Source organism: Streptomyces viridiviolaceus (assembly GCF_014650995.1).
Lineage (GTDB): Bacteria > Actinomycetota > Actinomycetes > Streptomycetales > Streptomycetaceae > Streptomyces > Streptomyces viridiviolaceus.
Genome location: NZ_BMWA01000001.1, coordinates 363,217 through 379,061, shown reverse-complemented (window position 1 = coordinate 379,061; position 15,845 = coordinate 363,217). Strand labels below are relative to the sequence as shown.

Annotated in this window: 15 protein-coding genes; 12 read left to right on the top strand and 3 right to left on the bottom strand. The window is 71.7% G+C overall.

What is annotated here, in order from left to right; genetic code table 11:
* Positions 1-63: 63 nt before the first annotated feature.
* Positions 64-939, bottom strand: coding sequence for a glucose-1-phosphate thymidylyltransferase RfbA (rfbA, locus tag IE260_RS01540; RefSeq protein WP_189868571.1), 876 nt, complete (start codon positions 937-939; stop codon positions 64-66).
* 249 nt (positions 940-1,188) lie between these two features.
* Here rfbA and IE260_RS01535 point away from each other — a divergent pair, with 249 nt between their 5' ends.
* Both IE260_RS01535 and IE260_RS01530 read left to right on the top strand, forming a co-directional pair.
* A complete protein-coding gene (locus IE260_RS01535) occupies positions 1,189-1,473 on the top strand; it encodes an acyl carrier protein (RefSeq protein ID WP_229880318.1) in 285 nt (94 codons plus the stop codon).
* A gap of 267 nt (positions 1,474-1,740) precedes the next feature.
* Entirely contained in the window at positions 1,741-2,511 is a 771-nt protein-coding gene (locus IE260_RS01530) for an AfsR/SARP family transcriptional regulator (protein ID WP_189868570.1), read from the top strand.
* A gap of 105 nt (positions 2,512-2,616) precedes the next feature.
* On the opposite strand, the gene IE260_RS01525 is transcribed toward IE260_RS01530, so the two are convergent.
* On the bottom strand, positions 2,617-3,474 hold the full coding sequence (locus IE260_RS01525; RefSeq protein ID WP_189868569.1) for a class I SAM-dependent methyltransferase: 858 nt from the start codon (positions 3,472-3,474) through the stop codon (positions 2,617-2,619).
* Between the two features lie 154 nt (positions 3,475-3,628).
* On the opposite strand from IE260_RS01525, the gene IE260_RS01520 reads away from it, so the two are divergent.
* Genes IE260_RS01520 through rdmE form a run of 5 tightly spaced genes read left to right on the top strand, consistent with a single transcriptional unit; the run spans position 3,629 to position 8,547 of the window.
* Positions 3,629-4,102 (top strand): ester cyclase, encoded by a 474-nt coding sequence (locus IE260_RS01520; protein WP_268254911.1) that lies wholly within the window; start codon positions 3,629-3,631, stop codon positions 4,100-4,102.
* Between the two features lie 38 nt (positions 4,103-4,140).
* On the top strand, positions 4,141-5,253 hold the full coding sequence (locus IE260_RS01515) for a methyltransferase (RefSeq protein WP_189868567.1): 1,113 nt from the start codon (positions 4,141-4,143) through the stop codon (positions 5,251-5,253).
* Between the two features lie 6 nt (positions 5,254-5,259).
* Entirely contained in the window at positions 5,260-6,162 is a 903-nt protein-coding gene (gene rdmC / locus IE260_RS01510) for an anthracycline biosynthesis tailoring methylesterase RdmC (RefSeq protein ID WP_189868566.1), read from the top strand.
* Positions 6,159-6,902, top strand: a complete 744-nt coding sequence (locus IE260_RS01505; RefSeq protein WP_189868565.1) for a class I SAM-dependent methyltransferase — start codon at positions 6,159-6,161, stop codon at positions 6,900-6,902. Before rdmC ends, IE260_RS01505 begins: the two co-directional genes overlap by 4 nt.
* A 49-nt stretch (positions 6,903-6,951) precedes the next feature.
* Positions 6,952-8,547, top strand: a complete 1,596-nt coding sequence (gene rdmE, locus IE260_RS42520) for an aklavinone 12-hydroxylase RdmE (protein WP_189868564.1) — start codon at positions 6,952-6,954, stop codon at positions 8,545-8,547.
* Positions 8,548-8,662: 115 nt separating this feature from the next.
* Here the strand turns inward: rdmE and IE260_RS01495 are convergent, their stop codons facing one another.
* Positions 8,663-9,667, bottom strand: coding sequence for a Gfo/Idh/MocA family protein (locus tag IE260_RS01495; protein WP_189868698.1), 1,005 nt, complete (start codon positions 9,665-9,667; stop codon positions 8,663-8,665).
* A 194-nt stretch (positions 9,668-9,861) separates the two neighbouring features.
* Between IE260_RS01495 and IE260_RS01490 the strand changes: the two genes are divergently transcribed.
* Genes IE260_RS01490 through IE260_RS01470 form a run of 5 tightly spaced genes read left to right on the top strand, consistent with a single transcriptional unit; the run spans position 9,862 to position 15,787 of the window.
* The gene (locus IE260_RS01490; RefSeq protein WP_189868563.1) at positions 9,862-11,001 is read left to right on the top strand and encodes a cytochrome P450 family protein; all 1,140 of its coding nucleotides are present in this window, start codon (positions 9,862-9,864) and stop codon (positions 10,999-11,001) included.
* Positions 10,998-12,314: an activator-dependent family glycosyltransferase gene (locus tag IE260_RS01485; protein ID WP_189868562.1), complete on the top strand. Its 1,317-nt coding sequence runs from the start codon at positions 10,998-11,000 to the stop codon at positions 12,312-12,314. The genes IE260_RS01490 and IE260_RS01485 overlap by 4 nt, the downstream gene beginning before the upstream one ends.
* An 11-nt stretch (positions 12,315-12,325) precedes the next feature.
* Positions 12,326-13,627, top strand: a complete 1,302-nt coding sequence (gene rfbH, locus IE260_RS01480) for a lipopolysaccharide biosynthesis protein RfbH (protein ID WP_189868561.1) — start codon at positions 12,326-12,328, stop codon at positions 13,625-13,627.
* A gap of 7 nt (positions 13,628-13,634) precedes the next feature.
* Entirely contained in the window at positions 13,635-14,420 is a 786-nt protein-coding gene (locus tag IE260_RS01475; protein ID WP_189868560.1) for an SDR family NAD(P)-dependent oxidoreductase, read from the top strand.
* Between the two features lie 8 nt (positions 14,421-14,428).
* A complete protein-coding gene (locus IE260_RS01470; protein WP_189868559.1) occupies positions 14,429-15,787 on the top strand; it encodes an SRPBCC family protein in 1,359 nt (452 codons plus the stop codon).
* Positions 15,788-15,845: the final 58 nt, after the last annotated feature.

Sequence of the window (15,845 nt, the reverse complement as noted above, 5' to 3'; positions counted from 1 at the left end):
GGACGCCGGGAGCGCGGCGGGGGCCGGCGAGCAGCACCCGCCGGCCCCCGCCGCGCACCCGGGTCAGGCACCCATCTCGCCGGCGACGGCCATCACGTACTCGCCGTACCCGGAGCGCGAGAGCTTCGCCCCGAGCCGGTGGCAGGCGTCGGCGTCGATGAAGCCCATCCGCAGGGCGACCTCTTCCAGGCAGGCGATCCGCACCCCCTGGCGGTCCTCCAGGGTCTGCACGTACTGGCCGGCCTGGAGCAGCGACTGCGGGGTGCCGGCATCCAGCCAGGCGAATCCGCGGCCGAAGGTGACGAGTTTCGCCCTGCCGGCTTCGAGATAGACCTGGTTGACGTCGGTGATCTCCAGTTCCCCGCGCGCTGACGGACGTATCCGACGGGCGATTTCGACCACGTCGTTGTCATACAGATAGAGACCCGTGATGGCCAGATTCGAACGCGGCTTTTCGGGCTTTTCGGCCAGAGATACAAGACGCCCCGATTCGTCCACTTCGCCGACTCCGTATCGCTCGGGGTCGTTGACCGGATATCCGAAGAGGACGCAGCCGTCGACGTTCCGGGTGTGCTCCGCGAGGAGATCGTAGAAACCGTTTCCGTGAAAGATGTTGTCGCCGAGGACGAGGGCCACCGAATCATCGCCGATATGGTCGGCTCCCGTGATGAAGGCTTGCGCCAGCCCGTTGGGGACGGGCTGCTCCGCGTACGTGAGCGAGATCCCCAGCTGGCTGCCGTCTCCCAGGAGTCGTTGCAGTTGAGGGATGTCGCCGGGCAGCGCGATGATCAGGATGTCCCGGACGTCGGCCAGCATCAGCGCCGACAGCGGGTAGTAGATCAACGGTTTGTCGTTGACGGGAAGCAATTGCTTCGACACCGCCAGGGTGATCGGATGCAATCGGCTGCCGTAGCCGCCCGCCAGGACAATTCCTTTCACGGTTCCTCCTTGGTCTGGGCATTCTTTGGTGACAGTAGGCGGGAGGGGCTCCGGGGACAATAATCGTCTGGCGGATATTGACCGCGATCCGAGGTCGTGGGGCGTTGTGGTGCATTCCTGGCGGCTCCGCTCGATCGGTTCTCGAGTCTTCCGCTTCCGAAGCTGCATAGAGTGCACTTCGTGGCCGTGGTCGACCGAAGTTGTACATGATCGATCGGTATCGGTGACCGACGGTGAACGGAACGAGGAGTGAACGACCACAAGGAAGGCAGCACGATGGCGACGGAACTGACGATGGAAAGGCTTTTCTCCATCCTGCGCGAGTGCGCGGGGGAGGAGGAAGTGGCCGGCGGGGCGGCAGAAGTGGCCGAAACCGAATTCTCGGCGCTCGGTTACGACTCGCTGGCCCTGCTGGAGACCACCGCGCGCGTTTCACGCGAATACGGCGTGGAGATCCCCGAGGAGGACCTCGCCGACGTGAAGACGCCGGCCGCGTTCGTGGCCGCCGTCAACACGCGGCTGTCCGCGGCCTGAGAGAACATGGTCTTCATCGTCGGACGGGAAGGAAACTTGTCGACGGCCCGCATCCGCCGTTGCATCCGGCGCGTTCCGTGATCCGGAATCCAGGTCCTCCTCCGTATCCCAGCGGGAACCTGTGAAGCGCCTGCTACGTTTGCATAGTTGAGGCACGGTAGACCACTGGCTGTCTGCAACCATGGGGGAAACATCGTGAAGCTGGGTGTTTTAGGCCCGCTTTCCGTGCAGGTCGAAGGTGACTTGCACACTCCGAGCGCACCGAAGATGAGAAGCGTACTGGCGACCCTCCTCGTGCACGCCGATCAGGTGGTGCCCGTTTCGTCGCTGATACGCGAACTGTGGGACGAGGATCCTCCGGTCAGCTGCCTGACCACGCTGCAGACCTACATCCTCAACCTGCGCAAACTGCTCGCGACCGCCACGGGGTTGACCGCCCGTCAGGTCGCGGCCGACATGCTCGTCACCCGGTCCGGTGGGTACCTCTTCCGGACCGGCCGGGGGGACCTGGACGTCCACCGGTTCCACCAACTCGTCGCCGACGGGCGCAGGGCGCTGTCCTCCGGCGACGACGAAACCGCCCTGTCCACCCTCTCCGACGCCCTTCAGCTCTGGCGGGGCCCGGCCCTCGTCGACGTGGTCGCCGGGCGCATCCTCGAAGGGCGGCGCCAGCAGTTCGAGGAGTCCCGGCTGGTGGTCCTCGAGTACCTCGTCGACACCCAGCTGAGGCTCGGCATGTACCGCGAGGTGCTCACCGAGCTGGCGGCACTGACCGCCGACAACCCGTACCACGAGGGCCTGCACGCCCAGTACATGAGGGCCCTCTACCTCAACGGGCGGCGGGCGCAGGCGCTGGAGGTCTTCCAGCGGCTGCGGGTCAACCTGGTCAACCACCTCGGGCTGGACCCCGGCCCGCTGGCCCAGGACCTGCACCGGTCCATCCTCAACGCGGAGCCCATCGATGCCCAGGGCGGCCTGCGCCGGCCCACCGGGGACATCGTCCGCATGTCCTCCTCGGGCGCGGCCCGCGTGTACTGACGCGGCGTGACGCCGCACGGAAGGTGACAACGGCCCGGGCCGGAGCGGTCGCAGACCGCGCCGGCCCGGGCCTGCCTCTTCCGCCGGCCGCGGAACCGGCGGGACTCAGGCCGCGACCGAGGCCACCACGTACCGCACCGGCGTCGGCAGCCGCAGCGGTCCGTCACCGCGCAGCCGGTCCAGCTCGGTGATCAGCCGCTTGCGCAGCTGCTCGCTCTCGTAGGCCGGAAGGTGCTGCCACAGCAGCCGCATGCCCTGCGTGTGCGACCAGTCCACCCAGGTCGTGCCGTCCGGCGCGACGAGACCGACGTGCTCGTCGGCGATCTCGACGTCCTCGAAGCCGGCACGGATCATCGTGCGGGTCAGGTCCCCCGTGTCCGAGAGCCAGCTGTTGAACCGGCGCTTGAGCGCCTCGGGACGCCACTCGACGGGCAGGTTGCGCAGCAGCCGCTGCGGGATCAGCTCGGTGAACACCGGGGGCAGGAAGGGGAACGTGCCCTCCAGGAACACCGGGCTGGTGAACGCGATCCGTCCGCCCGGCCGCAGCAGGCGCGCGTAGCGGGGCAGCGCGGCCGGTGCGTCCGGCAGGAAGATCAGGCTGTAGCTTCCGGTCACCACGTCGAAGGAGGCCGGCTCGAGGCCGGGGCGCTCGCCGTCCATGACCCGGACCTCGACATGGCCGGTACCGAGCGCCTCGGCCCGCTGCCGCGCCGCCTCCACCATGGCCGGCGCGATGTCGATCCCGAGCACGTGACCGGACGGGCCGACCCGCTCCGCCGCCACGAACAGCGCGGCTCCCCGCCCGCAGCCCACGTCGAGGACCCGCTGCCCGCGCTGCGGATCGGCCCGTTCCACGAGCCGCCGGCCCATCGGCGTGAAGAACTCGACACCCAATTGGTCATAGGTGGCCGCCGCGTCATTGAACGCCTCGGCGACCGTCGCCTTGTACTTCGTTTCGTCCATGAGTCCTCCGGATTGCGATGGCCCGACCGGACAACCCTGTCCAGTGACTCTGAAAAATGGGTCGGACGATACTCGTCGGCTGCTCGAACCTGGCTTGCCCTTGGGTCGAGAGGCCCTGGCAGCGCATTGTTCCGGAACAGATCCGGAAGCAAGGATGAGGCTATCGCCGAACCAGCGGGAGGAGCCGATCGTGAGCGACCGGATCGACATTGTTCGCCGTATGGTGAATTCCTACAACACCGGAAACACGGACGACGTCGCGGAATTCATCCACGACGAGTACCTGAACCCCGGCGCCCTGGAACACATGCCGGAACTGCGCGGCCCCGAAGCCTTCGCACTCGCCGTGAAGTGGTTGAAACTCACCTTCTCCGAGGACGCCCGCCTCGAGGAGATCGGCTACGAGGAGAACGGCAGCTGGGTCCGGGCCAAACTCGCCCTCTACGGCCGCCAGGTCGGCGAACTCGTGGGGATGCCCGCCACCGGCCGCCCCTTCTCCGGCGAGCAGATCCACCTCATCCGGATCGTCGACGGCAAGATCCGCGACCACCGCGACTGGCCCGACTACCTCGGGACCTACCGCCAGCTCGGCGAGCCCTGGCCCAAGGAGGAGGGCTGGCGCCCCTGACCGAGGCGTTCCGGCAGCCCATCGCCCAAGGAAGGAACATGGTGAGCGCATCCTCACCCGCGCAGCCCCACGGGAACACCGCCTCCGACACCCCCACCGACGCCGACCTCGACGTCCTGCTCAAGCAGCTCGGCAACCTCCTGACCCCCATGGCCGTCCGGGTGGCGGCCACGCTCCGCCTCGTCGACCACCTCCGCGACGGGGTCCACGACATCGCCGGACTGGCCGCCCGCACCGGCACCCACCCCCCGGCCCTCGCCCGCCTCGTCCGCCACCTGGTCGTCGTGGGCGTCCTGGAGGGCGGCGAGGAGGGCGGGCCGTTGCGCCCCACCCGCCTCGGACTGCTCCTCGCCGACGACCACCCGGCCCAGCAGCGCGCCTGGCTGGACCTCGACGGCACCGTCGCCCGCGCCGACCTCGCCTTCACGGGACTCCTCGACGTGGTGCGCACCGGCCGCCCCGCCTACCCGGACCGGTACGGCAGGCCGTTCTGGGAGGACCTCTCCGCGGACCGGGCGCTGGCCGACTCCTTCGACGCGCTGATGTCCTGCGACGAGGACCTGGCCTACGAGGGACCGGCCGCCGCGTACGACTGGTCCGGCGTCCGGCACGTCCTGGACGTCGGCGGCGGCAACGGCGCCCTGCTCGCGGCCGTCGCGCGGGAGGCCCCCGGCGTACGGGGCACGCTGGTGGAGCTGGCCGGCCCCGCCGAGCAGGCCCGGCGGCGCTTCGCGGACGCCGGCCTCGGCGACCGGCTCACGGTCGTGGAGGGCGACTTCTTCAAGCCGCTGCCCGTCACCGCCGACGTCGTCGTCCTGTCGTTCGTCCTGCTGAACTGGTCCGACGAGGATGCCCTGGCCATCCTGCGAGGCTGCGTCCAGGCCCTGGAACCCGGTGGCCGACTCCTCGTCCTGGACCGCGCCGACAGCGCCGGGGACGGAGCCGACCGCTTCTTCAGCACCCTTCTCGACCTGCGGATGCTGACGTTCATGGGCGGAAGGGTCCGCACCCGCGACGAGGTGGTGCGGCTCGTGGCCTCCGTCGGCCTCACCGAGGCCGCCCGGCACACCAGCCGCTCGAAGACCCTCCCGTTCGACTTCTCGATCCTCGAGTTCGTCGCCGCCGCCACACCGGCCTCAGCCAAGGAGTAGCCGCCCATGTCCGTACGCACCGTGCCCAGCGGGGACGTCGAGCTGTGGAGCGACGACTTCGGCGACCCCGCCGACCCGGCCCTGCTGCTCGTCATGGGCGGCAACCTGTCCGCCTTCGGCTGGCCCGACGAGTTCGCCCGCCGGCTCGCCGACGGCGGCCGGCACGTCATCCGCTACGACCACCGCGACACCGGCCGGTCCACCACCCGCGACTTCGCGGAACACCCCTACGGATTCGACGAACTGGCCGCGGACGCGGTCGCCGTCCTCGACGGCTGGGGTGTGGAACGCGCCCACGTCGTCGGCCTGTCCATGGGCGCCACCATCGTCCAGGTCCTCGCGCTGAACCACCCCGAGCGCGTGAGCAGTCTGACCATGATGCTCGGCGGCGGGCTCGACATCGACTTCGACGCCAACATCGAGCTGACGATGCGCGGCGAGCCCACGCCCGACGGACTGCCCGGTCCACGTCCGGAGTTCATGGAGGCGCTGGCCCTCATGGCCGAGCCCGCCGAGGGACGCGAGGCGGAGGTCGCCAAGCGCGTACGCAAGTGGCGGCTGCTGTCCGGGACCGGCGTGCCGTTCGACGACGCGGAGTACGCGCGCTGGGAGGAACGGGCCATCGACCACGCCGGCGGCGCCCTCACCGAGCCGCACGCCCACTACTCCCTCACCCTGCCGCCGCCCGACAGGGCCGCGGGGCTGCGCCGGGTGACCGCGCCGGCCCTGGTGATCCAGGCCGAGAACGACCCCATCGCACCGCCGCCGCACGGCAAGCACCTCGCCGGGCTCTTTCCGGCCGCGCGGCTGGTGCAGATCCCCGGCATGGGACACGGCCTGCCGTCGTCGGTGCACGGGCCGGTGGCCGAGGCCGTGCTCGAGCACACCGGATCGGGGCAGCGACCGTGACGGCCGCGCGGGAGACGGAGCGGACGACGTACGGAGGGAACCTCGCGCAGGTCTACGACCTGGTGCACCGGGCGCGGGGCAAGGACTACCGCGCCGAGGCCGAGTCGGTCGCCGCGGCCGCCCGCGAACGCTGCCCGGGCGCCGGCCGGCTGCTCGACGTCGCCTGCGGGACGGGGGGCCATCTGCGCCACCTGGCGGAGCTCTTCGACCACGTCGAGGGACTGGAGCTGTCGGAGCCGATGGCGGCGGCGGCCCGTGCCGGGCTGCCCGCGGTGACGATCCACCCGGGCGACATGCGCGCGTTCGACCTGGGAGCCACCTTCGACGTGGTGACCTGCATGTTCGGCTCCATCGGCTACATGGCGTCGACCGCCGAACTGACGCAGGCCCTGCGTATGTTCGCCCGGCACCTCGAACCCGGCGGGGTGGCCGTGGTGGACCCCTGGTGGTTCTACGAGACGTTCCGGGACGGCCACGTGTCGGCCGACGTCGTCACCGTCGACGGCGTGACGGTCTCCCGCGTCTCGCACTCGGCGCGCAGGGGCAGCGCCTCGCACATGGACGTGCACTTCGTCGTCGCCGAACCCGGGGCCGGCGCTCGTCACTTCGTCGACACCCACGTCATCTCGCTGTTCAGCCGCGCCGAGTACGAGCGGGCGTTCCGGGAGGCCGGGTTCACGGTCGACTACCTGGCCGAAGCGCCCTCGGGCCGTGGCCTGTTCGCCGGCGTGCGCACATGAGGCACACCCGCGGACGGCGGACATCACAAGGAATCGGGAAAGGAGTGGCATGAGCGACCGCGAGGTGGACGTCCTGGTGGTGGGAGCGGGCCTCGGCGGCCTGTCGACGGCGATGTTCCTCGCCAGGCAGGGTGTCGGCGTGCTCGTCGTGGAGCGCAGGGCCGGCCTGTCGCCCTACCCCCGGGCCGCGGGGCAGAACCCGCGCACCATGGAGCTGCTGCGGATCGGGGGCGTCGCCGAGGAGGTGACCCGCGCCGACGACATCCGCGGCAGGCAGGGCGACTTCGTCATCCGGCTCGCCCAGAGCGTGCGGGGCGAGGTGCTCAGGACCGTCTCGGAGAGCTTCGACGACATGGTGGCCGCCACGGCGCCCTGCACGCCCGCCGGCTGGGCGATGCTGTCCCAGGACAAACTGGAGCCGATCCTCCTGGCCCAGGCGGAGCGGCACGGCGGCGCCGTCCGCTTCGACACCCGGCTGCTGTCCTTCCGCCAGGACGGGGGCGGGGTCACCGCCCGCCTCAGCGGCCCCGATGGGGAGTACGACCTGCGCGCCCGGTACCTCGTGGGCGCGGACGGCAACCGCAGCGTGGTCCGGGAAGCGCTCGGCATTGGACGCTACGGACACGGCACGCTCACCCGCATGGTCGGGGTCATCTTCGACGCCGACCTCAGCGGCATCATGGAGCCCGGCACCACCGGCTGGTACTACCTGCACCACCCGCAGTTCACCGGCACCTTCGGGCCGACGGACCGCCCCGACCGGCACACCCTGTTCGTCGAGTACGACCCCGAGAAGGGCGAGCGTCCCGAGGACTTCACGCCGGAGCGCTGCACCGACTACATCCGCCTCGCCCTGGACGCCCCCGACCTGCGGCCCGCGCTCATCGACATCCAGAGCTGGGAGATGGCCGCCCGGATCGCCGAACGGTGGCGCGACGGGCGGGTGTTCCTCGTCGGCGACGCGGCGAAGGTGACGCCGCCGACCGGCGGCATGAGCGGCAACGCGGCCGTGGCCGACGGCTTCGACCTGGCCTGGAAGCTGGCGGCCGTGCTGAACGGCGAGGCCGGCCCCGGCCTCCTCGACACCTACGAGGACGAACGCAAGGTCGCGGCGGAGCTGGTGGTGGCCGAGGCGCTGGCCATCTACGCACAGCGGATGGCGCCGCACATGGCGGACGTGTGGGACAAGTCGGTGGGCTATCCCGAGACGCTGCTCGGCTTCCGTTACCGGTCCGCCGCGGTCCTGGCCACCGACGACGACCCGGCGCGCGTGGAGAACCCGCTGGAGCCGAGCGGCCGGCCCGGCTTCCGCGGGCCGCACGTCGAGGTGGACCGGGCCGGCGAGCGAGTCTCCACCGTGGACCTGTTCGGCGACGGCTGGACGCTGCTGGCGGGCGAGCTGGGCGAGGAATGGGCCGACGCCGCCGGGACGGCCGCCGCCGGACTGGGCGTTCCCGTACGGGCGTTCCGGCTGGGGGCCGACCTGACGGACCCCGGGGAAACGGTGGCCGACCGCTACGACATCGGCAAGGCGGGGGCCAGCCTGGTCCGTCCCGACGGCATCGTCGCCTGGCGCACGGACGAGTCCCCGGCCGACGCCGCGGGCACCCTCACCGACGTGCTGCGCCGGGTCCTGGACCGGTGACCCGGCGGTTCTGCCGGCCGGCCACCGGCCGGCAGGGCCGGTCCCGCGCACGCCGACGCCCCGCCGGAACACGCTCCGGCGGGGCAGCACCGCCCAAGGCAACGGGACGGCGCGCTCAGCGGACTCCCGGAGTCTCGCCCAGCAGCTCGTGTCCGCGGGCCCCGGAGCCGACGAGCCTCGCCGTGCGGCGGACGCGGTCGACGAGCAGGGCCTGGCGCAGCGTCGCCGAGGTGTCACCGGTGGCGGGGCCCTCCCCGAGCGCCGCGCGGACGAAGGCGTCCATGGCGTTGAAGACCTGGTTGTCCTCGGGCAGCGACCGTTCCGTCACCACGTCCTGCTGCTCGATCCTGACCACCGGCTTCAGCTGTTCCGGCGGGGTGAAGGCCCGCCGCACGCTGACCCGCCCCCGCCGGCCCCAGAGCGCGTAGGTCGACCGGTAGGAGTGCTCGAAGCCGAAGTCCAGCTGGGCCGTCACACCCCGGGCGTCGCTCAGCAGGACACTGCCCGCCACGTCGACCCCGGTCGCCTCGTCCACGCGCAGACAGGCGCCGAGCACCTCCAGCTCGCCGGCCAGGTACAGCTGCGCCGCCCGCAGCGGGTACACCCCCACGTCCAGGAGCGCGCCGCCCCCCAGACCGGCCTGGTACCGGAACGAGTCCGGGGCCAGCGGCGGCACGGCGAAGGTACCCGAGAACTGCCGCAGTTCTCCCACCGCGCCGTCGAGCATGGCGGCCACCGCCGCGTGCTGGGAATGATGGAGGAACATGAAGTTCTCGGCCAGGACGAGGCCGAGTTCCGACGCGGTCGAGATCAGTTCGAGCGTTTTCTCATAGGCGTCCGACATCGGTTTCTCGACCAGCACGTGCTTTCCCGAACGCAATGCCCGCAGGGCCCACTCGTGATGCATGCCGGGCGGCAGCGGAATATAGACCGCGTCCAGGTCCTCCGACTCCAGGAGGGCGGCGTAGTCCCCCACTCCCCGGCAGCCGAAGACGGCTCCGACCCGCTCCGCCCTGGCCTTGTCCCGGCTGGCCACCGCGACGAGGTCGACGCGGTCGTGCGCGGCGAGAACGGGCAGAATCCGGCGGATCGCGATGTTCGCGGTGCCGATCACGCCCATTCGGAGCGCCCGTTGCTGACGGTGCTCTGGCATAGGGATCCTCATCACCTTGCGGGAGTCGAGTGGGCCCTCAACCTACGACCCCGGGTTCAAACACCGCTTGAGGAACGCTGGACGCGGGAAAAGGCCGTTCGAGTGTTCTTCTAATACGGCCCCGTACCTTGCCGGAGTAATCGGACGACGGAGGTGGCGGGGTGACAGCGGCGACGAACGCCCTGGAACACGAACTGCAGTTGGTGCATGCGGCCCAGTGGCTCTACGCGCACAACGGCGAGCCGTTCGTGCCGGGGGCCGGAGACCCGTACGCGCGGCTGGTACGGGGATTCGAGACCGACGACAACGACACGGGGACGGTGCTCGCCTCGATCGCGCGGCGCGGAGCGGTGTGGCGCAGCCGGCTCGACGCCTGGGTCGTCACCGACCGCCCAACGGCGCGGCTGCTGCTGGACCACCCGGACCTGGCGGTGGCCGCCGCCGTCCCGCAGGCGGAGCCCTGGCTGCCGGACCCGGAGCGGCAACGCACGGGCGGGCCGGTGCGCGACCTGGCACGGCGCGGCGGACCCGGGGCCGTCCGGGCGTACGCCGGGACGCTGCGGGAGAGGACGGAACAGGCCGTGGCACGGCTTGCCCCGGGACCGGCCGACCTGGTCGAGGACTTCGTGACGCCGCTGACCGCGGCCGTCTACGCCGGGCTCCTGGCCGTTCCCGGGACACGCCACGCGGACTTCGCCGCCGGCCTGGCCGGCACCGCCCCGGCCGTGGACGCGCTGCTGTGCCCGCAGACGTCCGCGGTGACCCGGCGCACGGCGGCGGCGGTGCGCGGACTCAAGGACGTCCTGGCCGGGCGTGAGCGGGCCGAGGCCGACCTCGTGCTCGCGGTGGCCGGCGGGCGTGCCGCGGCCGACCTGCTGGGCAACGCGCTGGAGGTGCTGCTCGAGCGGCCCGCGCAGTGGACGCGGCTGGGCGCGGAACCGGCGCACGCGGCCGACGTGATCGACGAGGTCCTGCGCGACCGCTCGCCCTGGCGGATCCACCCGCTGGTGGCGCTGGCGCCCGTCGAGGCGGGCGGCGTACGGATCGCCACCGGCGACACCGTCGGCGTCGTCACCGCCGGGGCCGGCGGGTCCCACCGGGACGAAGCCCCGCCGCCCGGCGGCCCCTGCGGGCTGCTGCTCCCGGCCGCGCGGGCACAGGCCGAGCAGGCCCTCGCGACCTTGGCCGCGCGCTTCTCGAGCTTGCGGCCGGACGGAGCACCGGTGCGGATGCGCCGGGCTCCCCTGACCCGGCGCCTGGTCAGGCTGCCGGCCCGGCTCGGTGGGGAGGAGCTCCGATGAAGGTCCTGTTCACGTCACTGGCCCACCACACCCACTACTACCCCCTGGTGCCGCTGGCCTGGGCGCTGCGCACCGCCGGCCACGAGGTGCGGATCGCCAGCCAGCCCGAGCTGACCGACGTCATCACGGGCACCGGGCTGACCGCCGTGCCCGTGGAGTGGTCGCTCGGCGACATCGAGGACCTCGGTCTGCTCGGCAGACTGCACGACGAGGCGTCCGCGCACGTGCAGGGCTTCGACTACGCCGCCCGCGGCGACCACCCGTGGACGTGGGAGGAGTTGCTGGCCCTGGAGAACATCATGGTGCCCACGCTCTACGGGGCCCTGAACAACGACACCATGGTCGACGCCCTCGTCGGCTTCGCCCGCTCCTGGCAGCCCGACCTCGTGGTCTGGGAGACCTTCACCCTCGCCGGGGCCGTCGCCGCACGGGTCACCGGGGCCGCGCACTGCCGGCTGGTCTCCGGCCCCGACATCGGTGTCCGCGCCCGCAAGGAGTTCCTGCGGCTCGCCGCCGGGCAGGAGCCGGAGCACCGCGAGGACCCCACGGCCGAGTGGCTGGAGCGGACCCTGCGGCGCCTCGGCTGCGACACCGGGTTCGACGAGGACATGGTCACGGGACAGTGGACGGTCAACACCACCCCGCCCAGCACTCAGCTCGCCCTCGGACTGCCCAGCGTCCAGGTGCGGCACGTGGCGTACAACGGCCCCTCCGTGGTGCCGGACTGGCTGCGCGCCGACCCGGGGCGCAGCCGGGTCTGCGTGACGCTCGGCTCCTCCGCCTCCGACGTCGGCGTCGACCTGACCGGACTGCTGGCCGGCCTGGCCGACCTGGACGCCGAGATCGTGGCCACGGTCGACGAGGAGACCCGCCGGGCGGCGCGGCACCTGCCGGACAACGTCCGCCTGGTCGACTTCGTGCCGCTGAACGACCTGCTGCCCACCTGTGCGGCGGTCGTGCACCACGGAGGCGTGGGCACCAAGGCGACGGCGGAGCTGCACGCGGTGCCGCAGCTGATCCTGGCCTTCGGCTGGGACACCGAGGTCATGGGCCGGGGCCTGGAGGACATCGGCGCCGGCATCTGCGTGCCGAGCGCGGACCTGTCCCCGGACGTCCTGCGCAAGCACGTCCAGCGGCTGATCACCGAGCCGTCGTTCGCGGACGGGGCGCGCCGGCTCCAGGAGGAGCTGCTCGCCGCGCCCAGCCCCAACGAGGTCGTACCGGTGCTGGAACGGCTGGTCGCCGAGCACCGCGGCCACCCCGGGCCCGTACCGGCGCAGCACGGCACGAGCGGATCGGCCGACCGAAGGTGAGGGATGCAGAGGTGGCGGACACCAAGGCGCTGATGCTGGAGCTGGCGCGCAAGTACCACAAGGAACAGGCGTCGCCCGGCTTCGAGCCCGGGGTCACGCCCATCCTGTCCTCGGGCGCGGTCCTCGACGAGGAGGACCGGCTCGCCCTGGTCGAGGCGGCGCTGGAGATGCGGATCGCCGCCGGCGTGCGCACCCGGAGGTTCGAGAGCGAGTTCGCGCGCTACTTCCGGCTGCGCAAGGCCCACATGGTGAACTCGGGGTCGTCGGCCAACCTGCTCGCGGTCGGTGCCCTCACCTCACCCAAGCTGAAGGACGTGCGGCTGCGCCCCGGCGACGAGGCCATCACGGTCGGCGCCGGATTCCCGACCACGATCAACCCGCTCGTCCAGAACGGCCTGACCCCCGTCTTCGTGGACGTGGAGCTCGGCACGTACAACGCCTCGCTGGAGCAGATCGAGGCGGCGATCTCCCCGCGGACCCGGCTCATCATGATCGCGCACGCGCTGGGCAACCCGTTCCCGGTCGCCGAGGTCGCCGAACTCGCCCGCAGGCACGACCTGTTCCTCATCGAGGACAACTGCGACGCCGTCGGCTCCACCTACCAGGGCCGGCTCACCGGCACCTTCGGCGACCTGACCACGGTGAGCTTCTACCCCGCCCACCACATCACCGCCGGGGAGGGCGGCTGCGTCCTGACGTCGAGCCTGGAACTGGCCCGGATCGTGGAGTCGATGCGCGACTGGGGCCGGGACTGCTGGTGCGAGCCGGGCACGGACAACACCTGCCTGAAGCGGTTCTCGTACCAGCTCGGCACACTCCCGGCCGGCTACGACCACAAGTACATCTTCTCCCACGTCGGCTACAACCTGAAGGCGACCGACCTCCAGGGGGCCCTGGCGCTGAGCCAGCTGCAGAAGGTCGACGACTTCGTGGCGGCCCGCCGGCGCAACTGGCGGCGGCTGCACGACGGTCTGGCCCGGGTGCCCGGCCTGCTGCTGCCGCGGGCCACCCCGGGAAGTGACCCGAGCTGGTTCGGCTTCGCCCTCACCGTCCTGCCCGACGCGGGCTACACCCGCAGGGAGCTCGTCGACTTCCTCGAAGGACGCAGGATCGGCACCCGCAGGCTCTTCGGCGGGAACATCACCCGCCACCCCGCCTACGAGGACGTCCGCTACCGGGTCGTGGGCGAGCTGACCAACTGCGACACCGTCACGGAGGACACCTTCTGGATCGGCGTCTATCCCGGGCTCACCAACGAAATGCTCGACTACGTCGTCGAGTCCATCACCGAGTTCTGCACCCGAAGGGGCTGATCACGCCATGTCCGCACAACCGAGCAGGACCGCCGTCGTCACCGGCGCCACCAGCGGCATCGGCCTCGCCGTCACCCGCTCGCTGGCCGCGGCCGGACACCGCGTGTACCTGTGCGCGCGTGACGCCGACCGGGTGGCCCTCACCGTCAAGGAACTGCGCGGCGAGGGGTACGAGGTGGACGGCGCCGCCTGCGACGTCCGTGACGCCGCGGGCATCGGGGCGCTGGTGTCGGCCGCCGTGGCCCGCTACGGACCCGTCGAGGTGCTGGTCAACAACGCCGGGCGCAGCGGGGGCGGGGAGACGCACACCCTCACCGACGAGCTGTGGGACGACGTGATGGCCACCAACCTGGACAGCGTCTTCCGGTTCACCCGGACCGTGCTGTCGGCCGGCGGGATGCGGGCGAGGAGCTGGGGACGCATCGTGAACATCGCCTCCACCGGCGGCAAGCAGGGCGTGGTGCTGGGCGCCCCCTACTCCGCGTCCAAGCACGGGGTCGTCGGCTTCACCAAAGCCCTGGGCCTGGAGCTGGCCAAGACGGGCATCACCGTCAACGCGGTGTGCCCCGGCTATGTGGAGACCCCCATGGCGGTGCGGGTCCGGCAGGGCTACGCCGCCGCCTGGCAGACCACCGAGGAGGACGTGCTCGGCCGGTTCCAGGCCAAGATCCCGCTCGGCCGCTACACCACACCCGAGGAGGTCGCGGGCATGGTCGGCTATCTGCTGACCGACGCGGCCGCACCCGTGACCGCGCAGGCGATCAACGTCTGCGGGGGACTGGGCAACTACTGAGGAGAGCCATGTCGGACGAGACCGGGCACGAGACAGTTCACGAGATCGAGGTGGCGGCCCCCGCCGGGGTGGTGTACGACCTCGTCGCCGACGCCGCCCGCTGGCCGGTGCACTTCCCGCCCAGCGTCCACGTCGAACGGCTGGAGGGCGACGGGCGCGAGGAGCGGCTGCGGATCTGGGCGACGGCCAACGGCGAGGTGAAGAACTGGACCTCGCGCCGCGAACTGGACCGCGCCGCACTGCAGGTGACGTTCCACCAGGAACGGTCCCAGGCGCCGGTACGGAGCATGAGCGGCGCCTGGCACCTGGAGCCGCTCACCGCCGAGCGCACCCGCGTGCGCTTCACCCACACCTTCACCGCCGTCGACGACGACCCCGGCCACGTGGAGTGGATCCGCCGGGCCGTCGACACCAACACCCGGGCCGAACTCGAGGCGCTGCGCAGCTCCGCCGAGGACGCGGACCCCCGGCTCACCTTCACCTTCGACGACACCGAGCGCGTCGAGGGATCCGCCAAGGACGCCTACGAGTTCATCCGCGCGGCCGACCGGTGGACGGAGCGCCTGCCGCACGTCTCGCGGGTCGTCCTCACCGAGGACACCCCGGGCGAGCAGATCCTGGAGATGGACACGCTCACCGCCGACGGCGACACGCACACCACCCGCTCCGTCCGCATCTGCTTCCCCGGCGACCGCATCGTCTACAAGCAGATCCGGACGCCCGCGCTGATGGCCGCGCACACCGGGGAGTGGATCTTCGAGGAGGACGCGGACGGCTGCACGGTCACCTCCCGCCACACCGTCCGCATCGCACCGGACGCCATCACCGGCGTCCTCGGCCCGGACGGCGACGTGGACGGGGCACGTGCCCTGATCCGCGAGGCGCTCGGCCGCAACAGCCGGGCGACGCTGCGGCACGCCGCGGACCACGCCCGGAGCCTCGGCGCACCGGAGCCGGTCCCCGCCGAGGTGTACGTCTCCGTGCAGCGCTTCTACGCCGAGCAGATGCGGCTCCTCGACGAGCAGCGGGCCGAGCCGTGGGCGGAGACCTTCACCGAGGACGGCGTCTTCGCCCAGAACACCGGGGCCGAGCCGCTGCGGGGCCGGGCGGCGATCGCCGGGGCGGTGCTGCGGAACCTGGAACGGCTCGCGGACACCCCGCAGCAACGGCGGCACGTGTTCTCCATGCTCACCGTGGAACCGGGGAGCGGCGGCACCGTCCGCACCCGCTGCTACGCACAGGTCCTGGCCACCCCGCCCGGGGGACCGGCCACCCTGCACCTCAGCGCGGTCTGCGAGGACGTACTGGTGCCGCACGGCGACCGCTGGCTGGTCCGGCACCGCCGGGTCGAGCACGACGGAGTCTGACTCCGCACGCCACATGCCTGCGGGCCGCACCGCCCCGAGCGGTGCGGCCCGCAGGCGC

What these genes read in the sequence shown, in the direction of transcription:
- IE260_RS01530 (WP_189868570.1), top strand. Translation starts at nt 1,741, where the DNA reads ATGAGAAGCGTACTGGCGACCCTCCTCGTGCACGCCGATCAGGTGGTG.
- IE260_RS01525 (WP_189868569.1), bottom strand. Translation starts at nt 3,474, where the DNA reads ATGGACGAAACGAAGTACAAGGCGACGGTCGCCGAGGCGTTCAATGAC.
- IE260_RS01520 (WP_268254911.1), top strand. Translation starts at nt 3,629, where the DNA reads ATGAGGCTATCGCCGAACCAGCGGGAGGAGCCGATCGTGAGCGACCGG.
- IE260_RS01515 (WP_189868567.1), top strand. Translation starts at nt 4,141, where the DNA reads ATGGTGAGCGCATCCTCACCCGCGCAGCCCCACGGGAACACCGCCTCC.
- rdmC (WP_189868566.1), top strand. Translation starts at nt 5,260, where the DNA reads ATGTCCGTACGCACCGTGCCCAGCGGGGACGTCGAGCTGTGGAGCGAC.
- rdmE (WP_189868564.1), top strand. Translation starts at nt 6,952, where the DNA reads ATGAGCGACCGCGAGGTGGACGTCCTGGTGGTGGGAGCGGGCCTCGGC.
- IE260_RS01495 (WP_189868698.1), bottom strand. Translation starts at nt 9,667, where the DNA reads ATGGGCGTGATCGGCACCGCGAACATCGCGATCCGCCGGATTCTGCCC.
- IE260_RS01485 (WP_189868562.1), top strand. Translation starts at nt 10,998, where the DNA reads ATGAAGGTCCTGTTCACGTCACTGGCCCACCACACCCACTACTACCCC.
- IE260_RS01475 (WP_189868560.1), top strand. Translation starts at nt 13,635, where the DNA reads ATGTCCGCACAACCGAGCAGGACCGCCGTCGTCACCGGCGCCACCAGC.
- IE260_RS01470 (WP_189868559.1), top strand. Translation starts at nt 14,429, where the DNA reads ATGTCGGACGAGACCGGGCACGAGACAGTTCACGAGATCGAGGTGGCG.